At 60.3% G+C, this 16645-nt stretch carries 14 protein-coding genes; 6 read left to right on the plus strand and 8 right to left on the minus strand.

Features of this window, described 5'->3' with window-relative positions; all coding sequences use genetic code 11:
• Nucleotides 1-67 precede the first annotated feature (67 nt).
• Together EGI20_RS05425 and EGI20_RS05430 are read left to right on the plus strand one after the other, a co-directional pair.
• A complete protein-coding gene (locus tag EGI20_RS05425; protein WP_498630289.1) occupies nt 68-1939 on the plus strand; it encodes a potassium transporter Kup in 1872 nt (623 codons plus the stop codon).
• A 64-nt stretch (nt 1940-2003) separates the two neighbouring features.
• Nucleotides 2004-2630: a glutathione binding-like protein gene (locus EGI20_RS05430; protein ID WP_124736287.1), complete on the plus strand. Its 627-nt coding sequence runs from the start codon at nt 2004-2006 to the stop codon at nt 2628-2630.
• A gap of 8 nt (nt 2631-2638) precedes the next feature.
• Here the strand turns inward: EGI20_RS05430 and EGI20_RS05435 are convergent, their stop codons facing one another.
• Entirely contained in the window at nt 2639-3799 is a 1161-nt protein-coding gene (locus EGI20_RS05435; RefSeq protein WP_498630291.1) for a benzoate/H(+) symporter BenE family transporter, read from the minus strand.
• A 134-nt stretch (nt 3800-3933) separates the two neighbouring features.
• Between EGI20_RS05435 and EGI20_RS05440 the strand changes: the two genes are divergently transcribed.
• Nucleotides 3934-4479: a DUF1415 domain-containing protein gene (locus tag EGI20_RS05440; RefSeq protein WP_498630293.1), complete on the plus strand. Its 546-nt coding sequence runs from the start codon at nt 3934-3936 to the stop codon at nt 4477-4479.
• A gap of 71 nt (nt 4480-4550) precedes the next feature.
• Here the strand turns inward: EGI20_RS05440 and gltX are convergent, their stop codons facing one another.
• Both gltX and EGI20_RS05450 read right to left on the minus strand, forming a co-directional pair.
• The gene (gltX, locus tag EGI20_RS05445; RefSeq protein WP_498630309.1) at nt 4551-5939 is read right to left on the minus strand and encodes a glutamate--tRNA ligase; all 1389 of its coding nucleotides are present in this window, start codon (nt 5937-5939) and stop codon (nt 4551-4553) included.
• Nucleotides 5940-6060: 121 nt separating this feature from the next.
• Nucleotides 6061-6699 (minus strand): LysE family translocator, encoded by a 639-nt coding sequence (locus tag EGI20_RS05450; protein ID WP_498630295.1) that lies wholly within the window; start codon nt 6697-6699, stop codon nt 6061-6063.
• Nucleotides 6700-6886: 187 nt separating this feature from the next.
• Between EGI20_RS05450 and EGI20_RS05455 the strand changes: the two genes are divergently transcribed.
• Nucleotides 6887-8323 carry an aminotransferase-like domain-containing protein gene (locus EGI20_RS05455; protein ID WP_498630297.1) on the plus strand — a complete coding sequence of 479 codons (1437 nt, stop codon included), beginning with the start codon at nt 6887-6889 and terminating at the stop codon, nt 8321-8323.
• A 1-nt stretch (nt 8324) separates the two neighbouring features.
• Here the strand turns inward: EGI20_RS05455 and EGI20_RS05460 are convergent, their stop codons facing one another.
• Entirely contained in the window at nt 8325-9233 is a 909-nt protein-coding gene (locus EGI20_RS05460; protein ID WP_124736281.1) for a L,D-transpeptidase, read from the minus strand.
• A gap of 160 nt (nt 9234-9393) precedes the next feature.
• On the opposite strand from EGI20_RS05460, the gene rlmD reads away from it, so the two are divergent.
• Nucleotides 9394-10983 carry a 23S rRNA (uracil(1939)-C(5))-methyltransferase RlmD gene (gene rlmD, locus EGI20_RS05465; protein WP_498630299.1) on the plus strand — a complete coding sequence of 530 codons (1590 nt, stop codon included), beginning with the start codon at nt 9394-9396 and terminating at the stop codon, nt 10981-10983.
• 122 nt (nt 10984-11105) lie between these two features.
• On the opposite strand, the gene EGI20_RS05470 is transcribed toward rlmD, so the two are convergent.
• Entirely contained in the window at nt 11106-12644 is a 1539-nt protein-coding gene (locus EGI20_RS05470; protein WP_498630301.1) for a methyl-accepting chemotaxis protein, read from the minus strand.
• Nucleotides 12641-13195, minus strand: a complete 555-nt coding sequence (locus EGI20_RS05475; RefSeq protein ID WP_498630303.1) for a PAS domain-containing protein — start codon at nt 13193-13195, stop codon at nt 12641-12643. The genes EGI20_RS05470 and EGI20_RS05475 overlap by 4 nt, the downstream gene beginning before the upstream one ends.
• 295 nt (nt 13196-13490) lie before the next feature.
• Between EGI20_RS05475 and EGI20_RS05480 the strand changes: the two genes are divergently transcribed.
• Nucleotides 13491-14141, plus strand: coding sequence for a UPF0149 family protein (locus EGI20_RS05480; protein ID WP_124736277.1), 651 nt, complete (start codon nt 13491-13493; stop codon nt 14139-14141).
• A 54-nt stretch (nt 14142-14195) separates the two neighbouring features.
• On the opposite strand, the gene EGI20_RS05485 is transcribed toward EGI20_RS05480, so the two are convergent.
• Together EGI20_RS05485 and EGI20_RS05490 are read right to left on the minus strand one after the other, a co-directional pair.
• Nucleotides 14196-15083, minus strand: a complete 888-nt coding sequence (locus tag EGI20_RS05485; RefSeq protein WP_160796861.1) for a DMT family transporter — start codon at nt 15081-15083, stop codon at nt 14196-14198.
• 43 nt (nt 15084-15126) lie between these two features.
• The coding region (locus tag EGI20_RS05490) for an NAD(P)H-hydrate dehydratase (RefSeq protein ID WP_498630305.1) at nt 15127-16645 on the minus strand (1519 nt) is incomplete at its 5' end.

Here is a 16645-nt window from a genome sequence, read left to right on the forward strand (position 1 = left end):
ATAGTGTCGAACTCGTCTAGGCTAAGCATAGGGAATGAACTGGACAGCATGCTTGGCAGGACGGGAAATGGCACAGCAAACTGGTAACAAAACACCGTGGTTATTGGCTTTGACCGCAATGGGCGTGGTGTACGGCGATATCGGCACCAGCCCGTTATACGCTTTTCGTATGGCTTTTGTCGGGCTGTATGGCCTCTCGCCCAGTGAAGCCCATGTGCTGGCGACTTTGTCGGCACTGTTTTGGGCGGTGCTGTTGGTGATTTCGCTCAAATATATGGTACTGGTGCTGCGCTTCGATAACGACGGTGAGGGCGGGGTGCTGGCGCTGGCAGCGGGGGTGCATGCCAAGGCTGCTCAGCATCCGCGTGTGGCCGGTTTTGCCGTTGCGCTGGGTATTTTCGGTGCGGCGCTGTTTTTTGGCGATGCGGTGATTACGCCAGCCATTTCGGTGCTCTCTGCCATCGAGGGGCTGAGTGTGGTGGATCCGGCTCTGACCCCGCTGATTTTGCCGTTGACGCTGCTGGTGCTGGGCGGGCTGTTTGGCATCCAGCGCTTTGGCAGCGGCACGGTCGGGCGCCTGTTCGGGCCGGTGATGCTGTTATGGCTGTTGACGCTGGCGGCGCTGGGCGCGGCCAGCATTGTGCAGCAGCCGTCGGTGCTGAAGGCTTTGAGCCCGCTTTACGCCATCCGCTTTGCCATCGAGTCGCCAAGCGCGGCTTTTTTGCTGCTGTCGGCGGTATTTCTGGCCATGACTGGCGGCGAAGCACTGTATGCGGATATGGGACATTTCGGCGCACGCCCCATCCGTCTGGCCTGGTTCCGCCTGGTGTGGCCGGCACTGATGCTCAATTATTTCGGTCAGGGAGCGCTGCTGCTGCGCGACCCCTCTGCCGTTAATCATCCCTTTTATGGCCTTGCGCCTGATGCCTTGCAACTGCCTCTGGTCGTGCTGGCTACGCTGGCGACCGTCATTGCGGCACAGGCTACCATCGCCGGCGTATTTTCCATGACGGTGCAAGCGGGTCATCTGGGTTATCTGCCCCCCTTCAATGTCAAACACACCTCGGATGCCGAGCGCGGGCAAGTGTACTTGCCCGGTATCAACTGGCTGATGCTGTTGGCGGTGGTGTTGCTGGTGCTGGGCTTTCGCTCGCCCAATGCCATGGCGGCGGCTTACGGCATCGCCGTGTCCGGCGCGATGAATATCACCACCGTGTTGTGCCTGACGCTGGTGTTCCTGTCGTTTCGCGGCACGCAGCGCCTGAAACTGATGGCCTTATTGCTGGGCTTGTGGCTGGTTGAATTGCTGTTTTTTGCCTCCAACGCGACCAAGATCATTGCCGGTGGCTGGGTGCCCTTGACGCTGGCGTTGGTGTTGTTTGCCCTGATGACCAGCTGGAAGCGTGGCACTGCTGCCATTGCCAGCAAGCGTGATGCTTGCGCACAAACGCTGGCTGATTTTATCGCCCGGCCGCCGGACGTGCTGCGGGTAGAGGGCATGGCGGTATATCTGAGCTCGGATCCGGCCGACGTGCCGCTGGCCTTGCAGCAAAACATCAAGCATTACAAAGTGCTGCACCAGCAGATTGTATTGTTGCATGTGGATGCACAGGAAGTGCCGCGTGTGCCTGCAGCCGAGCGCGTCACAGTGCAGATGCTGGCACACGATCTGTGGCGTGTGCATCTGCGCTACGGTTTTCGCGAAGAGCCGGATGTGCAGGCGGCGCTGGCTCAGGCAGGCAGTGCGGGGCTGGCGGTTCAGCTGGACGATACTTCGTTTTTCCTCACCCGGGTCAGTGCGCTGGAAACGCTGGCAGATGTGCCGCGCTGGCGGCGCAGCATGTTCCGCTGGCTGGCGCGGCAGGGCGAAAGTGCTGCTGTCTATTACCATCTGCCGCCCGGACGGGTGGTGGAACTGGGAACGCAAGCGGGTGTTTGAGAGGGCTGGCCGCCACTTCCGCCTTGCTCTATGCTAAGTAAATTAATAGCGAGGAGGCAGAAGCATGATAGAGCTTTACACCTGGGGTACGCCTAACGGCAAGAAAATCTCTGTTGCGCTGGAAGAGCTTGATCTGCCTTACACCGTGTTTCCGGTCGACATTAATCAGGGCGAGCAGTTCGCGCCCGACTTTCTCAAGATCAGCCCGAACAACAAGATTCCGGCCATCGTCGACCCGGACGGCCCGGATGGTACCGCACTGGCGTTATTCGAGTCAGGCGCCATCCTGATTTATCTGGCGGACAAGACTGGCCGCTTGCTGCCGGCAGCGGGGGCGGCGCGTTATCGCGTGCTGCAATGGCTGATGTTCCAGATGGGCGGTTTCGGCCCCATGCTGGGGCAGGCGCACCATTTTTTGCGTTACGCACCCGAGACGCTGCCGTATGCGCAAAAACGCTATCACGACGAGACCTTGCGCCTGTATGGCGTGCTGGACCGGCAGCTGGCTGATCATCGCTTTGTCGCCGGTAGTGACTACAGCATTGCCGATATTGCGCTTTACCCATGGGTTGCGCGCCATGAATGGCATATGGTCGCGCTGGCGGACTTTCCTCATGTGCAGCGCTGGGCCGACATGATGGCTGCGCGCCCTGCCGTGCAGCGTGGCATGGCGGTGCCGCAGTCGTCCTGATTGATGCTTTAGCGTGTCCGTGGCTGCAGCAGCCACAACGCTAACGCGCCGCCAACCAGCCCCCAGAACGCCGAGCCTACACCCCACAGGCTCAGACCCGATGCGGTGATCAGGAAGGTGATCAGTGCCGGTTCGCGTAAATGCTCGTCGCGCATGGCGGTGGTGAGGCCGCCGGCAATGGTGCCGAACAGGGCAAGGCCGGCGATGGCCAGTACCAGTGTCTGCGGGAAGGCGGCAAGCAGCGCACCGATCATCGCGCCGAACAGGCCCAGCAGCAGGTAAAACCCGCCTGCCGCCACGCTGGCCAGATAGCGGCGCTTGGGGTCGGCATGGGCATCGCTATTCATGCATAGCGCGGCGGTGATGGCGGCAAGATTCAGGGCAAAGCAACCGAAGGGTGCCAGCATGAGGTTGATCAGCCCGGTGCTGGTGATCAATGGTGAAACCGGTGTCGGATAGCCATGGGCGCGCAAAGTCGCCACGCCGGGCACATTTTGCGATGCCATGGTCACCACAAATAGCGGCAAGCCGACGCCCAAGAGTACGGCCGGGTTAAACACCGGCGTGGTCCATACCGGCACTGCCAGCGCAAGGGTCAGCCCCTGCAGTTGTAACTGCCCTTGCGTTGCCGACAAGACGATGCCCAGCAGCAGGACGCCGACAATGGCGTAGCGCGGCAAGCTGCGTTTGAGGACGAGATAGGCAATAAACATCGGCAGCACCAGCGTAAGGCTGGCTTGCATGGAGGTGAATACATTCATGCCGAATTTCACCAGAATGCCGGCCAGCATGGCCGAAGCCATGGGCAAGGGAATGCGTCCGATGATGCGCTCGAACAGGCCGCTGACGCCGCTGAGCGTAATCAGCCCTGCTGAAAACACGAAAGCCCCGATGGCCTCGGGCAGCGAGACGCCGGACAGGCTGGTGATCAATAGCGCTGCGCCCGGTGTAGACCAGGCGGTGACGACCGGCACCTTGTAGCGTAGCGACAGAGCTATGCAACTGATGCCCATGGCCAGCCCCAGTGCCATAAGCCAGGAACTGATTTCTGCCGGATTTGCGCCGGCGCTGCGTGCAGCTTCAAACACGATGGCAGCCGAACTGGTATAGCCGACCAGCACCGTGACAAAACCGGCGACGAGGGCGGGGAGATCCTGACGAGTCAGCATGATGAATACGGGGCTTTGGTAAGCGCCAATAATGACTTATGGGTAAAGTGGCTGTCTAGCGTATCTGTCAGGCAAAAAAACTGTCGTTTAGCCTGACTGCCGGCTTACACTGCGTTTTTTGCAAGGAGTTGGCCATGAGCCATGAAGATGTGATCGCCGCCACCCGCTTGTGGCTGGAGAAAGCGGTTATCGGGCTGGATTTGTGTCCGTTTGCGCGCAAGGTGTATCTGGAGAATCGTGTGCGGCTGGTCGTCAGCGACGCGCGCCATCTGGACGGTTTTTTAGAGGATCTGGATCGGGAGCTGGCATTGCTGGCGCAAACGCCGGCGAGCGAGATTGATACCACCTTGCTGATCCACCCGACGCTGTTTAGCGACTTTATCGATTTCAACGATGTGCTGTTGCTGGCGGATGAGGCCATCAGCGAGCAGGCGTTGGATGGTGTATTGCAGGTGGCCAACTTCCATCCCGATTTTCAGTTTGACGGCTGCGAGCCTGACGATATGGTCAACTATGTCAACCGCGCCCCGTTTGCCACGCTGCATCTATTGCGCGATGCCAGCGTGGACGCGGCGGTGGCGGAAGAGGCAGGGGCCGATGCCATCGCCGAGCGCAATAGCGCGACGCTGGAAAAGCTGGGCCATGCCGGCTGGCAAGCTTTGGGGCTGGGCAAGCACTGAGCTTGTTGTCGTTTTATAAAAAAAGCCGGCCGCTCCTGATGGAGCGGCCGGCTTTGGCTTGGGGGGCAGACTCAGGCGGCCATGCGGCGCAGCACTTCGTCGCGGCCGATCAGGGCCAGTACCGCATCAACCGATGGCGTCTGCGCGGTGCCGCATACCAGTACGCGTAGCGGCATGCCCAGCTGGCCCATTTTGATGCCTTCGTCAGCGCAGAACGGCTTGAACAGGCCGTGGATGGATGCGGCGTTCCATTCGCTCAGGGCGGCAAGACGGGTCGCGAAGCGTGCCATGCGTGCCGGCGTATCGCCCGACAGGTGCTTCTCCACATCCGCATCCGTTGGGGCGAGCTTCTGGTAGAAATAGTGGCACTCGTCCGCCAGCGTATTCAGATCCTGTACCCGTTCTTTGACCAGTGCCAGCACCTCGGTGAGCGCAGGGCCTTCTTCGAGCGTGATGCCGGATGCGGCCAGGCGCGGCGCGACCAGTGTCGCGAGACGGGTATTGTCGGCCAGCTTGATATGCTGCGCGTTCAGCCACATGAATTTCTCGTGGTTGAAACGGCTGGCAGACGGGCTGACCGCTTCCAGTGTGAACCATTCGACGAACTGGGCCATATCGAACAGCTCGTCGTCACCGTGGCCCCAGCCCAGGCGCGCCAGATAGTTGAGCAAGGCCTCGGGCAGGATGCCGCGCTCGGCGTAATCGACCACGCTGACCGCATCGCGGCGCTTGGACATTTTCTGGCCGTTCTCGTTGAGTATCATCGGCAGGTGGCCGTAGATAGGCAGCGGGGCATTCAGCGCTTTAAGGATGTTGATCTGGCGCGGGGTGTTGTTGACATGGTCATCACCACGGATCACATGGGTGATCTGCATATCCCAGTCATCGACAACCACGCAGAAGTTATAGGTCGGGCTGCCATCGGGGCGGGCGATGATCAGATCATCCAGCTCTTCGTTGGCAAACTCGATACGGCCCTTGACCGCATCGTCCCAGGCCACCACGCCATCCAGTGGCGTCTTGAAACGCACCACAGGTTTGACATCGGCCGGCGGCGCAGGCAATACCTTGCCTGCCTCGGGGCGCCAGCGCCTATCGTAACGTGGCTTCTCGCCGCGCTCTTCTTGCTCGGCACGCAAGGTATCCAGCTCTTCACGGCTCATATAGCAGTGGTAGGCGTGGCCGCTGGCCAGCAGTTTCTGGATCACTTCCTCGTAACGCTCGAAACGGTGGGTCTGGTAGAACGGACCTTCATCGTAGTCGAGGCCGACCCAGTGCATGCCGTCAAGGATGGCTTTGACCGATTCGGGGGTTGAGCGCTCAAGATCGGTGTCTTCGATGCGCAGTACGAAAGTGCCGCCGTGCTTTTTGGCAAATGCCCAGGAAAACAGGGCCGTGCGTACGCCACCTATATGCAGGTAGCCGGTCGGGCTGGGGGCGAAACGGGTACGTATCATGATGGGTCAGGCTCGGGTTCGAAGGTAAGCCGGCTATTTTACGCTGCAGCAAAAAAAACCCGCAAACACGATTGGTGTTTGCGGGGAAAATTCCACTCGGGGTTAGGAAAGGAATAGGAGGAAATCAGACCATGGCGCTCATCTGTGCCATGGTTTCGGCCGGCAGCATTTCCACCAGCAGCCAGGCCGCAGTACAAGCCAGCATGCCACCCATGCTGTAGTTGAACAGGTGCAGGCGGCGCGGCGAATCCAGATAGCGGCGGATATATTCACCGCCCCAGGCCCAGACTGCGATGCAGGGCAGGGTGATGATAAAAGTCACGACAAAGAACAGGCTGCCTGCCTGCCACACCGGCATGCTGTCTGGCAGGAACACGATGGCGACATTAAAGCCCATCAGCCATACCTTGGGGTTTAGCCAGTTGAACAGCACGCCGCCGGCAAAACCCATGGGTTTGCCTTTGCTGGCTTTGCCGTTGGCGCCGGGCTCGGCAGCATGCGCCATATGCCAGGACAACCAGAACAGGTAGAGGCAGCCGGCCAGCGCCAGCCATAATTTGATGCTCTCCATCAGTGCCATCATGCTGCCTAGCGCCAATGCCAGTATCGCAACCTGGCTGGACAGACCCAGTGCCATTCCCATGAGCGCCGGCAGGGTGCGTTTCAGACCGAAATTCACGCCGCTGGAAGCCAGGGCCAGATTGTTCGGGCCCGGCGTAATGGCCATGATGGTGAGGTAGGTCACCAGCGCGATGAAGTTCATATCGGTATCCGTCTGAGAAGCTAAATTCTGGCGATATATTAGCGTCGTCCAATAAGTAATTACAGATCCAGAAATATTGAATTGAGACCATAACAGTTTGCATTGTGGTCAACTGTTATGGTCTGATTGCGGCTGAACTGTGCTGCCTGTGCCCTGATGGCGCGGGGAGGGTGGAAAAGGGGCGGGAATGAGTAGCGAAACGCTGTATATGTCTTTGGTGGGCGAGTGGACTGCGCTGATAGAAAACGGCACAGTCAGGGTCGGCGAGCGCCTGCCCTCGGTGCGCAAGGCTTGCGCCATTCACAAGGTCAGTCCGTCGACCATACTGGCGACCTATCGCGCGCTGGAGGATCGCGGCCTGATCGAGGCGCGGCCGCAGTCAGGTTTTTACGTCAAGGGTGTCGCGCGTCTGCCTTTGCCGCTGATGCGCCGCCAAAGCGAAACCCATGCCGGCGAGCAGGGCGAGGCCGATCAGCTGGAACTGGTGATGGGCGCGCAAACCCGCACCGATGTGATCGATTTATCGCTGGCCAGTCCGCGCGGCAGCGATTTTTATCCGACCACACGTCTTAAGCAGATCGTCAGCAAGCTGGTGCGCCAGCATCCCGAGCTGACCACCGATTATCCGTTTCCGCCTGGCTCCGAGCGGCTGCGCCGCCAGATTGCCCAGCGGGCACTGGGGAGTGGCTGTGTATTAAGCCCGGACGATATCGTGGTGACCAATGGCTGCACGGAGGCGCTGCAACTGGCACTGCATGCGGTATGCAAGCCCGGCGACACCGTGGGGCTGGAGTCGCCGACCTATTTTGGCCTGATTCCGCTCGCCAAGAGTCTGGGGCTGTCAGTGATAGAAATTCCGACCCATCCGGCAAGCGGCCTGTCGCTGGACGCACTGGAGCTGTTGCTGTCGGAAAAGCGCCTGTCGGCTTTGGTGGTGCAGCCTACGGTACAGAACCCGTTGGGGGCCAGCATGCCCCTGCCTGCGCGCCAGCGTCTGGCGGCGCTGGTTAGCGAGTACCGTATTCCGCTCATCGAAGACACCCCGCATGCCGACCTGTTTTACGGCGCGGCGCCGCCGGATTCGGTCAAATCCTGCGACAAGGAAGGCTGGGTCTTGCTGTGTTCCAGCTTCAGCAAGACCCTGGCGCCGGGCTTTCGCATAGGCTGGATTGCGCCAGGGCGCTTCTTGCACGAGGTGATGCGCCTCAAGATTGCGGGGTCCCTGGGCCAGCCCCGTTTGCTGGAGGAGGCGCTGGCGGAATATCTGGAAAGCGGCGGCTTCGATCACCATCTGCGCTTTATCCGCCGCCAGTTTATGGCGCAGATGGAAAAGCTGCGCGCCGCCGTGGCCAGCCATTTCCCGGCCGGCACCCGTGCGACCTCGCCATCCGGTGGCTGCTTGTTGTGGGTGGAGTTGCCCAAGGGCGTGGATACGCTGGCGCTATTTCAGCGCGCACTGGCCGAGGGGATTACTGTCGCGCCGGGTGCGCTGTATTCGGCGCGCGGGCGTTTCAATAACTGTGTGCGCCTGTCGTGCTGCTATCCGTGGACGCCGGCTTACGAACGTGCACTTTTGCGTTTTGCCGCACTGGCCTGCGAGGCTGCCGCAACGCCTGCGCCTTGATTTAGCCCGGTTGCGTGGCCGGTTGTACCGCTTTGCGTTTGGCTGCCGGCCAGGCGCCGGAGGCCTCTTCCGGTGCCGGCTCCATCACCGGCTCTGCTGCTGGCTCGGGTAGGATCTGGGCCGGTTCCTGATTGGATAGCCAGGGTATGGCGCTAAGCGTGCCGCTGATGCGTGCCTCGGCCGGTTTTTTGCAGGTCAGGCAGAGCGGCTTGCCCTTGCGCTCGTTGAGTGCCTGATTGACCCGTTTGCCGAACACGGGCGTCTGGTTTTCATCCTGCCAGCGCAGCAGGGCATCGGCCAGTTGCGGCATGGCGACATTTTTGTTCTGGTAGCGGTCGCGAAATGCGGTCAGCCACAATTCCCCTGCCTGATCCTGCGACAGCAGGACGGTCTGGTAAGTGACCGAAACCGCAGCCCCCTTGGGGACGATATTGGACAGCTGTAGTGCCTGTTCGCTTTTCATGCGTACGCAGCCATGGCTGCGAAATCCCGGTACGCTGGATGGCGCATTGGTGCCGTGTATGCCCAGTCCCAGTTTGGCCTCGCCGAAGCGGATAAATACCGGCCCCAGCGGATTGTCCGGCCCCGGTGGCACCACGGTCTCGACCGGCTTGCCCTTCTTGCGCATTTCTTCCTGAATGGAGCGGGGAACGTGCCAGCTCGGATTGCGGTAAATGCCGGTCACCGCATATTCGCCCACCGGCGTGCGCGTCAGCATCTTGCCAACGGCGACCGGGAAACTGTCTTTTAGCTCGCCATCCTGAAACAGGAATAAGCGTGTCTGCGGCAGATTGATCACCACATGGGTGCCGCTTGGCTGAATCGCCACATCGGGTTGCGGGATGGCTGCAGCCGTAGCCGAGAGCGATAGCAGCAGGAAAAAAGCAGACAGGCCGGACAGTGGTTTCATGGATAAGCTTCGGCAAATAATTGGGCTGGGAACAGTGCTGGATTTTAGCAGAAGCGCTGCTTTGCGAGGCCAGCTTTGCTGCTTAAGGGATAGCGGGCGTGCGTTTGTGGCGTGTTTCTGAGAAAATCGCCGCCTTCGCTTTGATTTGATTACCAAAATAATGTCTGATACCCCGGCCTTGGCCCAGATTGAGTCGCTCGACTATGAAGGTCGCGGCGTCGCCCATGTAAATGGCAAGACCCTGTTTATCGATGGTGCTTTGCCGTATGAAACCGTCGAGTACCGCAGCTACCGCAGCAAAAGCAGTTACGAGAATGCCGAAACCGTACGCGTGCTGAAAGAAAGCTTTATGCGCACCACACCGCGTTGCCCCAGCTTCGGGGTATGCGGTGGCTGCTCGATGCAGCATATGGAGTTCACCGCCCAGGTTGCCATCAAGCAGCGCGTGCTGGAAGACAATCTGGCGCGTATCGGCAAGGTGACGCCCGAGCGCGTGCTGACACCGATTGCCGGCCAGAGCTGGGGCTACCGTCACCGTGCCCGCCTGTCGGCACGCTGGGTCGAGAAAAAGGGCGAGGTGCTGATCGGTTTCCACGAAAAACGCTCGCGTTTTATCGTCGATATGGCCGAGTGCCATGTGCTGCCGCCGCATATTTCCGCCTTGCTGCTGCCGCTGCGCGCGCTGGTGGGCAAGCTGTCGATACGCGACCGCATGCCGCAGATTGAATACGCCGGCGGCGTCGATGTGGATGTGCTGGTGTTCCGCAATATGGACGCGATCAACGCGGCCGACGAGGCGCTGTTCACCGCCTTTGCCGATGCGCATGGCAGCGTGCGTCCGCTACAGATCTGGCTGCAACCCAAGGGGCCGGAAACCTGCTATCCGCTCTATCCCAAGGATGCGCCGTGCCTGAGCTATCGCCTCGACGATTTCGGCGTTGAAATGCCGTACTACCCGACCGAATTTACCCAGGTCAACCCGGGCATCAATAATGTGATGGTCAGTCGCGCCTTGCGCCTGCTGGATGCGCAGCCGGGCGAGCGTATTGCCGATATGTTCTGCGGTATCGGCAACTTCACCTTGCCGATTGCGCGTTCGGGCGCAACCGTGCACGGCATGGAAGGCAGCGAGGCGCTGGTCAAGCGTGCCGTGGAAAATGCCACGCATAACGGTCTGGAAACGCAGGTCAGCTATGAAATGGCTAACCTGTTCGATGTGACCGAAGAGAGCTTTGCCGCTCTGGGGCATTTCGACAAGATGCTGATCGATCCGCCGCGCGACGGCGCCGTGCAGCTATGCCAGGCACTCACCGACGAGAGCGCGCCCAAGCGCATCGTTTATGTGTCGTGCAGCCCGTCCACGCTGGCGCGTGACGCCGGCGTGCTGGTCAATACCAAGGGCTATACGCTCAAGGCAGCCGGCATCATCAATATGGTCCCGCATACCGCGCACGTAGAAAGCGTGGCCTGGTTTGAAAAAACCGGCCCGTGTAAAACCCGCGAAGAGCTGGCCGCGATGGCGGCGGCCGAAGCGGCCGAGCGCGAGGCAGCCAAGGCTGCATCGATGGCGGCACGCGCCGAGCGCGAAGCGATAGAGGCCGAGCTCAATGCGGCGGAGAATGCGCGTCTGGCCGCCGAGCGCGCCGAACGCCTGGCCGCCAAAGAAGCCCGCCGCGCCTATTACTTTGCCGAAAAAGCACGGCGCGAAGCCGAAGCTGCAGCGGCAGGCGAGGCGCCGGCACAAGACTGAGCCTGCCCATCAGAACGGGCCAGCCGGCATCTTTAAAAGAAACGCCCCTTTGTGAAAAGGGGCGTTTTTGTGTCCGGAGGCTCAGCCTAAGATGTCGCGCCGGTTTGGCCGGCGTATCCGCTTCAGGCAGGAGCGCGGTCTGTGCGCTTGTCAACGGGTGAATGGGCTGGCTTCTGGCGATTGAAAATCTGCCCGACCTGTTCGATGACCTGGTTGCTGCCTACTTCTGCTTCATGCATATGCGCGATGATCTGCTGGAGTACCGTTGCGTCGTGCAGCCAGTCACCCTTGACCGTCTGCATGGCGCGTTGCACGGCATCATGTACCTGGGCGTGTGGTTTTTCCAGTGCCTGATAGCCAGGCAGGTGGCTGTAATATTTCTTGCCTGCCCCTTCGTAATACCAGTTGCCCAGACGACACTGGGTATGGCCGATATTGGTGGCCTGAGCCTCGCTGCCTTCGCCATTTTGCTCAAGTGCGATATAGCTGTTTTGCATGTAGATGATGTGGTCGAGTTTGACCAGTGACGAGAACGTCATGTCCTTGGCACAGGCCAGGCTGTCTATGGTCGACTGTGCGGATTCGGCTACATGCTCGAACTGGGTGCGAAAGCCGGAAACGCGCTGGCTGACCGAGTTGCTTTGCGCTTCGAGCGCCAGCGTTTGCGCCACCATGGTTTCAACGCGCTGGTGCAGACTATTGATCACCTTGCCGATTTCCAGTGTGGCTGCATGCGTGCGGTCGGCCAGCTTGCGTACTTCGTCAGCCACCACGGCAAAGCCGCGGCCGACCTCGCCGGCGCGTGCCGCCTCAATTGCTGCATTGAGCGCCAGCAAATTAGTCTGCTCGGTGATCTCGGTAATGATGCGTACCGTATCGACAATGCGGGTGCTGGCTTCCCCCAGATGGCGGGCGCTACCCGAAAGCGTCTGCATATTGCCTGTGATTTGTTCGAATTCGCTGTCTAGCTCTTCCACGGTTTGCCGGCTGCGCTGCGCGCCATCCAGGTTCTGTTCGGCCATGCCCTGCATGCCGGCCATTTCCTGGGTGGCCCGCAGCAAGTCCTGCTGGTTGCCTTTGAGGTTGCGTAGCAAATTGCCGGTATTCAGCGCATGCAGCTGGCTGGAGAGACGGTTCTTGGCATCAAATTCGGCGGCCTCCTGCATCGAACGCAGGGCAACATTGATGTTTTCCATAGACTGGGCGAACTCGCCCGGCAAGCCTGAACTGAGTGCCGGGCGGCTGTAGTCGCCTTGTCCCGCCCGCTCGAAGCAGGTGGCGATGTCTTTGGAGTGCGCTTCGATAATGTCCAGCAGATCATTCAGGTTCCAGGCGACCTTGCCGACTTCGCCTAGCCCCTTGGTGCGGGTGAGTCGGACATGGGTCTCGCCCTGGGCAGCCAGGCGCAGCACATATTCGATTTCTGCCAGTACGGCCAGCGGGCGGCGCTGATGCCAGTAGGCGTAGCAGGCAAAGCCGACGGCCATCAGCGGTACGCTGATATTGGAGAAGCCAGCGCCGCGCTGGTAGATGCTGATGCCGGCCACGATCCATACCAGGCTGACAAAGACAATGCAGCTCAGGATGAATTTCTGCTCCAAAAACAGCGTGCGCCGGCTGGCCTTGCTGGTTGCGCTCAGTAGTTCCAGATCCTTGCTCATACTGTCATCTCTCCCGTGCGGCTTGTTGCCTGCCGGTACAAATCAAGCACGAATTTTTCGTACGTTACGCCCTGTTGCAGAAGTTGAGTCTGCAGCCATTGCAAGGAGGCCTCGGGGCCGTTAGCTGCACCCGCAGCCTGTTCGATTTCGTTCATCTTGTGGTAAAGCGTGCTGACGGCATCGATTGCATTTTGTGGCGCCTGACGGCGCACCGAGAAGTAGCCGACCGGCTGCTTATTGCGCTGGTCGATCGTGATATTGGCAAATACCCAGTAATAGTGTCCATCCGCAGTCATATTCTTGACGATGCCGAAAAACTCATGCCCCGACTTGAGCGTATCCCACATCAGACGGAACACGCCGCGTGGCATGTCGGGGTGGCGTACGATATTGTGCTGCACCCCGAGCAAGGCGTCTTCCGCATAGTTGCAGACTTGCATAAAGACACGGTTGACGTAGGTGATGCGCCCGGCAAGATCGGTTTTGCTGATGATCAACTCGTCTGCCTGAAAGCGGACTTGCTGTTGGGTAGGGGTGAATCTGGGTTTCATGGTCTTGTGCTTGCTATGTATGCGGTCAATCGGGGCCGGGCTTGTTGTTTGCCATTGGCAGGCTGGTGCCTGTATCTTGGGAAAATGGCCGGCTTAGTTGTACCTGTCTAGCTGCTGCTATTTGCAAGGGCATATTTTATGCCATAGGTTTTTTATTTGCATGTTTTTATATATATGGTTTTAAATTTGCAGCGGGCTGCGCCGGCATCAGCTTGACGAGAATTGCCATCAGCCCTGTCCGGGCGCTCGGGTATGGCGGATAATGGCGTTTTGCATCCGCTACGGATCCGCCACCATGAGCCATCAAGCTTTGAGCGACAGCGATTACGAACGCCTGTCCGCCACCCTGTCCGCCTTTCACGCGCAAGGCGCGATGAGTCTGGAGACGCTGGACGGCTTTTTCGCCGCCTTAATTGCCGGGCCCGAGGTGATACGTCCGGCCGAGTATTTGCCGCTGATTCTGGGCGCTGCATTTGAGGATGAAACCTCGTTTGCCAGCACCAAGGCATTTGATGCCTTTATGCATCTGGTCAGCGGACACTGGCTGGATATCGCGCGTACGCTGGAAGCTGGCGAAGAGTTTCATCCGTGGCTGGAGGCCGATGGCGAGGGCAAGGTGTCGGGAAATGACTGGGCCGAAGGCTTCGAGCGCGGCATGGCCTTGCTGCCGGGCGACTGGCAGTTGGCTTTCGATGACAGCGAAGCCGGTGCTGCGCTGGCGCCCATCATGATGCTGGCGCTGGAGCGCGATCCCGATCCTGCCGTGCGTACTGTGGTTGAGCAGCGTGAAGAATTGCTGGGGCAGATCACCCCGGCAATCGCGACACTATATGCCTTCTATACGGGCTTGCGCGCACGCATGGATGCGGCACTGGCGGCCGCCGAAAACGACAAGACTTTGTTTGACGAGCCGGTCAAACCGGCCAAAACGAATAAGCGCCGTTAAATAAGGTGCGAGTCAAGCCAGCTCCTGCCGATGGCCGGGGCTGGCTTTTTTGCGTCAGGCCTCGCGCTTGAGTGGCCACTTTTGCAGTAGCAAACCGCCCAGAATCAGCGCAAGGCCGATCAGGGTGGAGGCAAGGATGGGTTCGCCGATAAAAAAGTGAATCAACCACAGCGAGATAATGGGCGACAGAAAAATCAGGTTGGCGATGCGCGCCGTACTTTGGGTGAGCTTCATCGCCGTCAGCCACAGCACGAAGGTGTATCCCATTTCGATGGCACCTACATAAGCCGCCCCGGCCAGTCCCTGCCACGCAACCGGCACCAATTCGCCGCTTAGTGCACACCAGAGCATAATCAGCGGCAGTGCCATGATGAAGTTCAGTGTCAGCCCCAGTACCGGTTCGCGCGTGTCGCGGGTGTTGAAAATCCAGTAACTGGCCCACAGCAGGGTGGATGCCAGCGCAAACAGCATGCCGTTCATATTGGAAAACGAGAGCGCCAGCACATCGCCCCGCGTACCGATGATGAGTACGCCGATATAGCACACCAGAGCTGCTGCCAGATCGAGCTTGCGCAGGCTATGGCCCAATAGCGGCACCGACAGCAGGGTCATGCTGAGCGCCCACGTGTAGTTGATGGCTTGCGCTTCCTGCGCCGGCAGCAAGGCATAGGCCTGAAACAGGATCAGATAGTAGGCAAAGGGGTTGACCGCGCCCAAAAGCAGCGAGCGGCGCCAGTAAAGCCGCAGAGCCGGCATAAGCTCGCCCAGACGGCGCTGCACGGCAAGGATGGATAGCAGCGCGAGCAAGCTGGCAGTGCAGGCATAGAGCAGCAACTGCGCCGGTGACAGATAGCTGAGACTGATCTTGAAAGCGGTGGCGACGGTTGACCAGGCGAGAACTGCGGCGAGGCCGAACAAGGTGGCACGGGTTTGCTGGTTCATATCCTTGGCAATAGAGAGTGGTGAGTGGGGGCTGTGTGTTCCGTTATTGGCCGGTATTTTGGACGCACAAAAGCGCATTGATTAAGCCGGAAAGCGCCGTAGCCGTGGCAGAGGCGGCAAGGCCGACAGGGCCGCCAGCGGCGTTCACATACAGGTCGGCGACCAGACCATGCAGGTGGACGGCGAGACTGGCGGCATCAAAAGGTGAGAGTTGCTGTGCCAGCAGCGCCGCGATGGCACCAGTCAGCACATCGCCTTGTCCCGCCACCGCCAGCGCCGCATTGCCGCTGGCATTGATGCGGTAAAAGCCATCGGGACGGACGATCAGGCTGCCGGCCCCCTTGAGTACCACCACCTTGTTTAGGCGCGCAGCCAGGGTGCGCGCCGCAGCGAGGCGGTCAGTCTGTACCTCTGCGCTACTGATGCCTAATAGCCGCGCGGCCTCGGCCGGATGCGGCGTCAGGATGGCAGGCACCTGTCTTGTTGCCAGTGTGGTGAAAAGTCCCGCATCGTGAGCCAGCAGATTAAGCGCATCGGCGTCTATCACCAGGGGCGTGTCGCTTGCCAGCACCGCAGCCAGTGCCGCTTGCGCCGCCGTGCTTGTGCCAAGGCCCGGGCCGATGGCGCAGACGCTGTGCGGCGCGAGCGGCAAGGAAAGCGGCGAAATCATCAGTTCGGGCTGTGTGGTGTCGACCGCCAGACGGCTGTCCAGCGTGGCAAGCAAGACCTTGCCGGCACCACCGGCCAGCGCGGCGCGTCCTGCCAGAAGTACCGCGCCCAGCATGCCGGGTGCACCGCCGACGATACACACGGTACCAAAACTGCCCTTGTGGCTATTGGCATGGCGTTTGAGCGCTGTAACGCCGGGGCGGTTCAGTTCGCCTTCCTGCGTTGGCAGTAGTGTGGGGGGGACATCCAGTGTCGCCAGATGAACTTCTCCGGCCAGTTCGCTGCCGTCTGCTGTCAGCAGGCCGGGCTTGAAGCAAAGAAAGGTCAGCGTATGTGCCGCGCGAATGGCTGCATCGGGTGCGTGGCCGCTCATGGCATCCAGCCCGCTTGGGGTGTCCAGCGCCAGCACCGGTACGCCACTGGCGTTGACCTGTGCGATCAGCGCGTCCCAAGGTGAGGCAAGCGGCCGGCTCAAGCCTATGCCGAACAGGCCGTCCACGATCAGGTCGGTATGGGTGTCTGGCAGGCTGGTGTGTGTCGCCATGGCGCAAGCGTCCCAGCGCGCGCGCGCCGCTTGCGCATCATCCGAGCTTTGCGGTTGCGGGCTGATGACGGTCACGGCATAGCCTGCGCTAAGCAGTTCGCAGGCCAGGTGTAGCGCGTCGCCGCCATTGTTTCCGGGGCCGGCCAGTACCGTGATGGCGGCACTTGCCGGATAGCGCGCCATGATCCAGTGTGCAGCGGCGCAGGCGGCGCGGCGCATCAGGCCCAGTGCTGCGGCGCTTTGTTCCAGTTGCCTTTGGGATTGCAAGGAAAAAAGTGCCGCGCTCATGCCGTATCGCCCCAGCGCGGCACCAGTTGGTGGGGCACGCCTATCTGGTCGAGAATGCGCG

The sequence above is a fragment of the Aquitalea sp. S1-19 genome, from assembly GCF_024343515.1.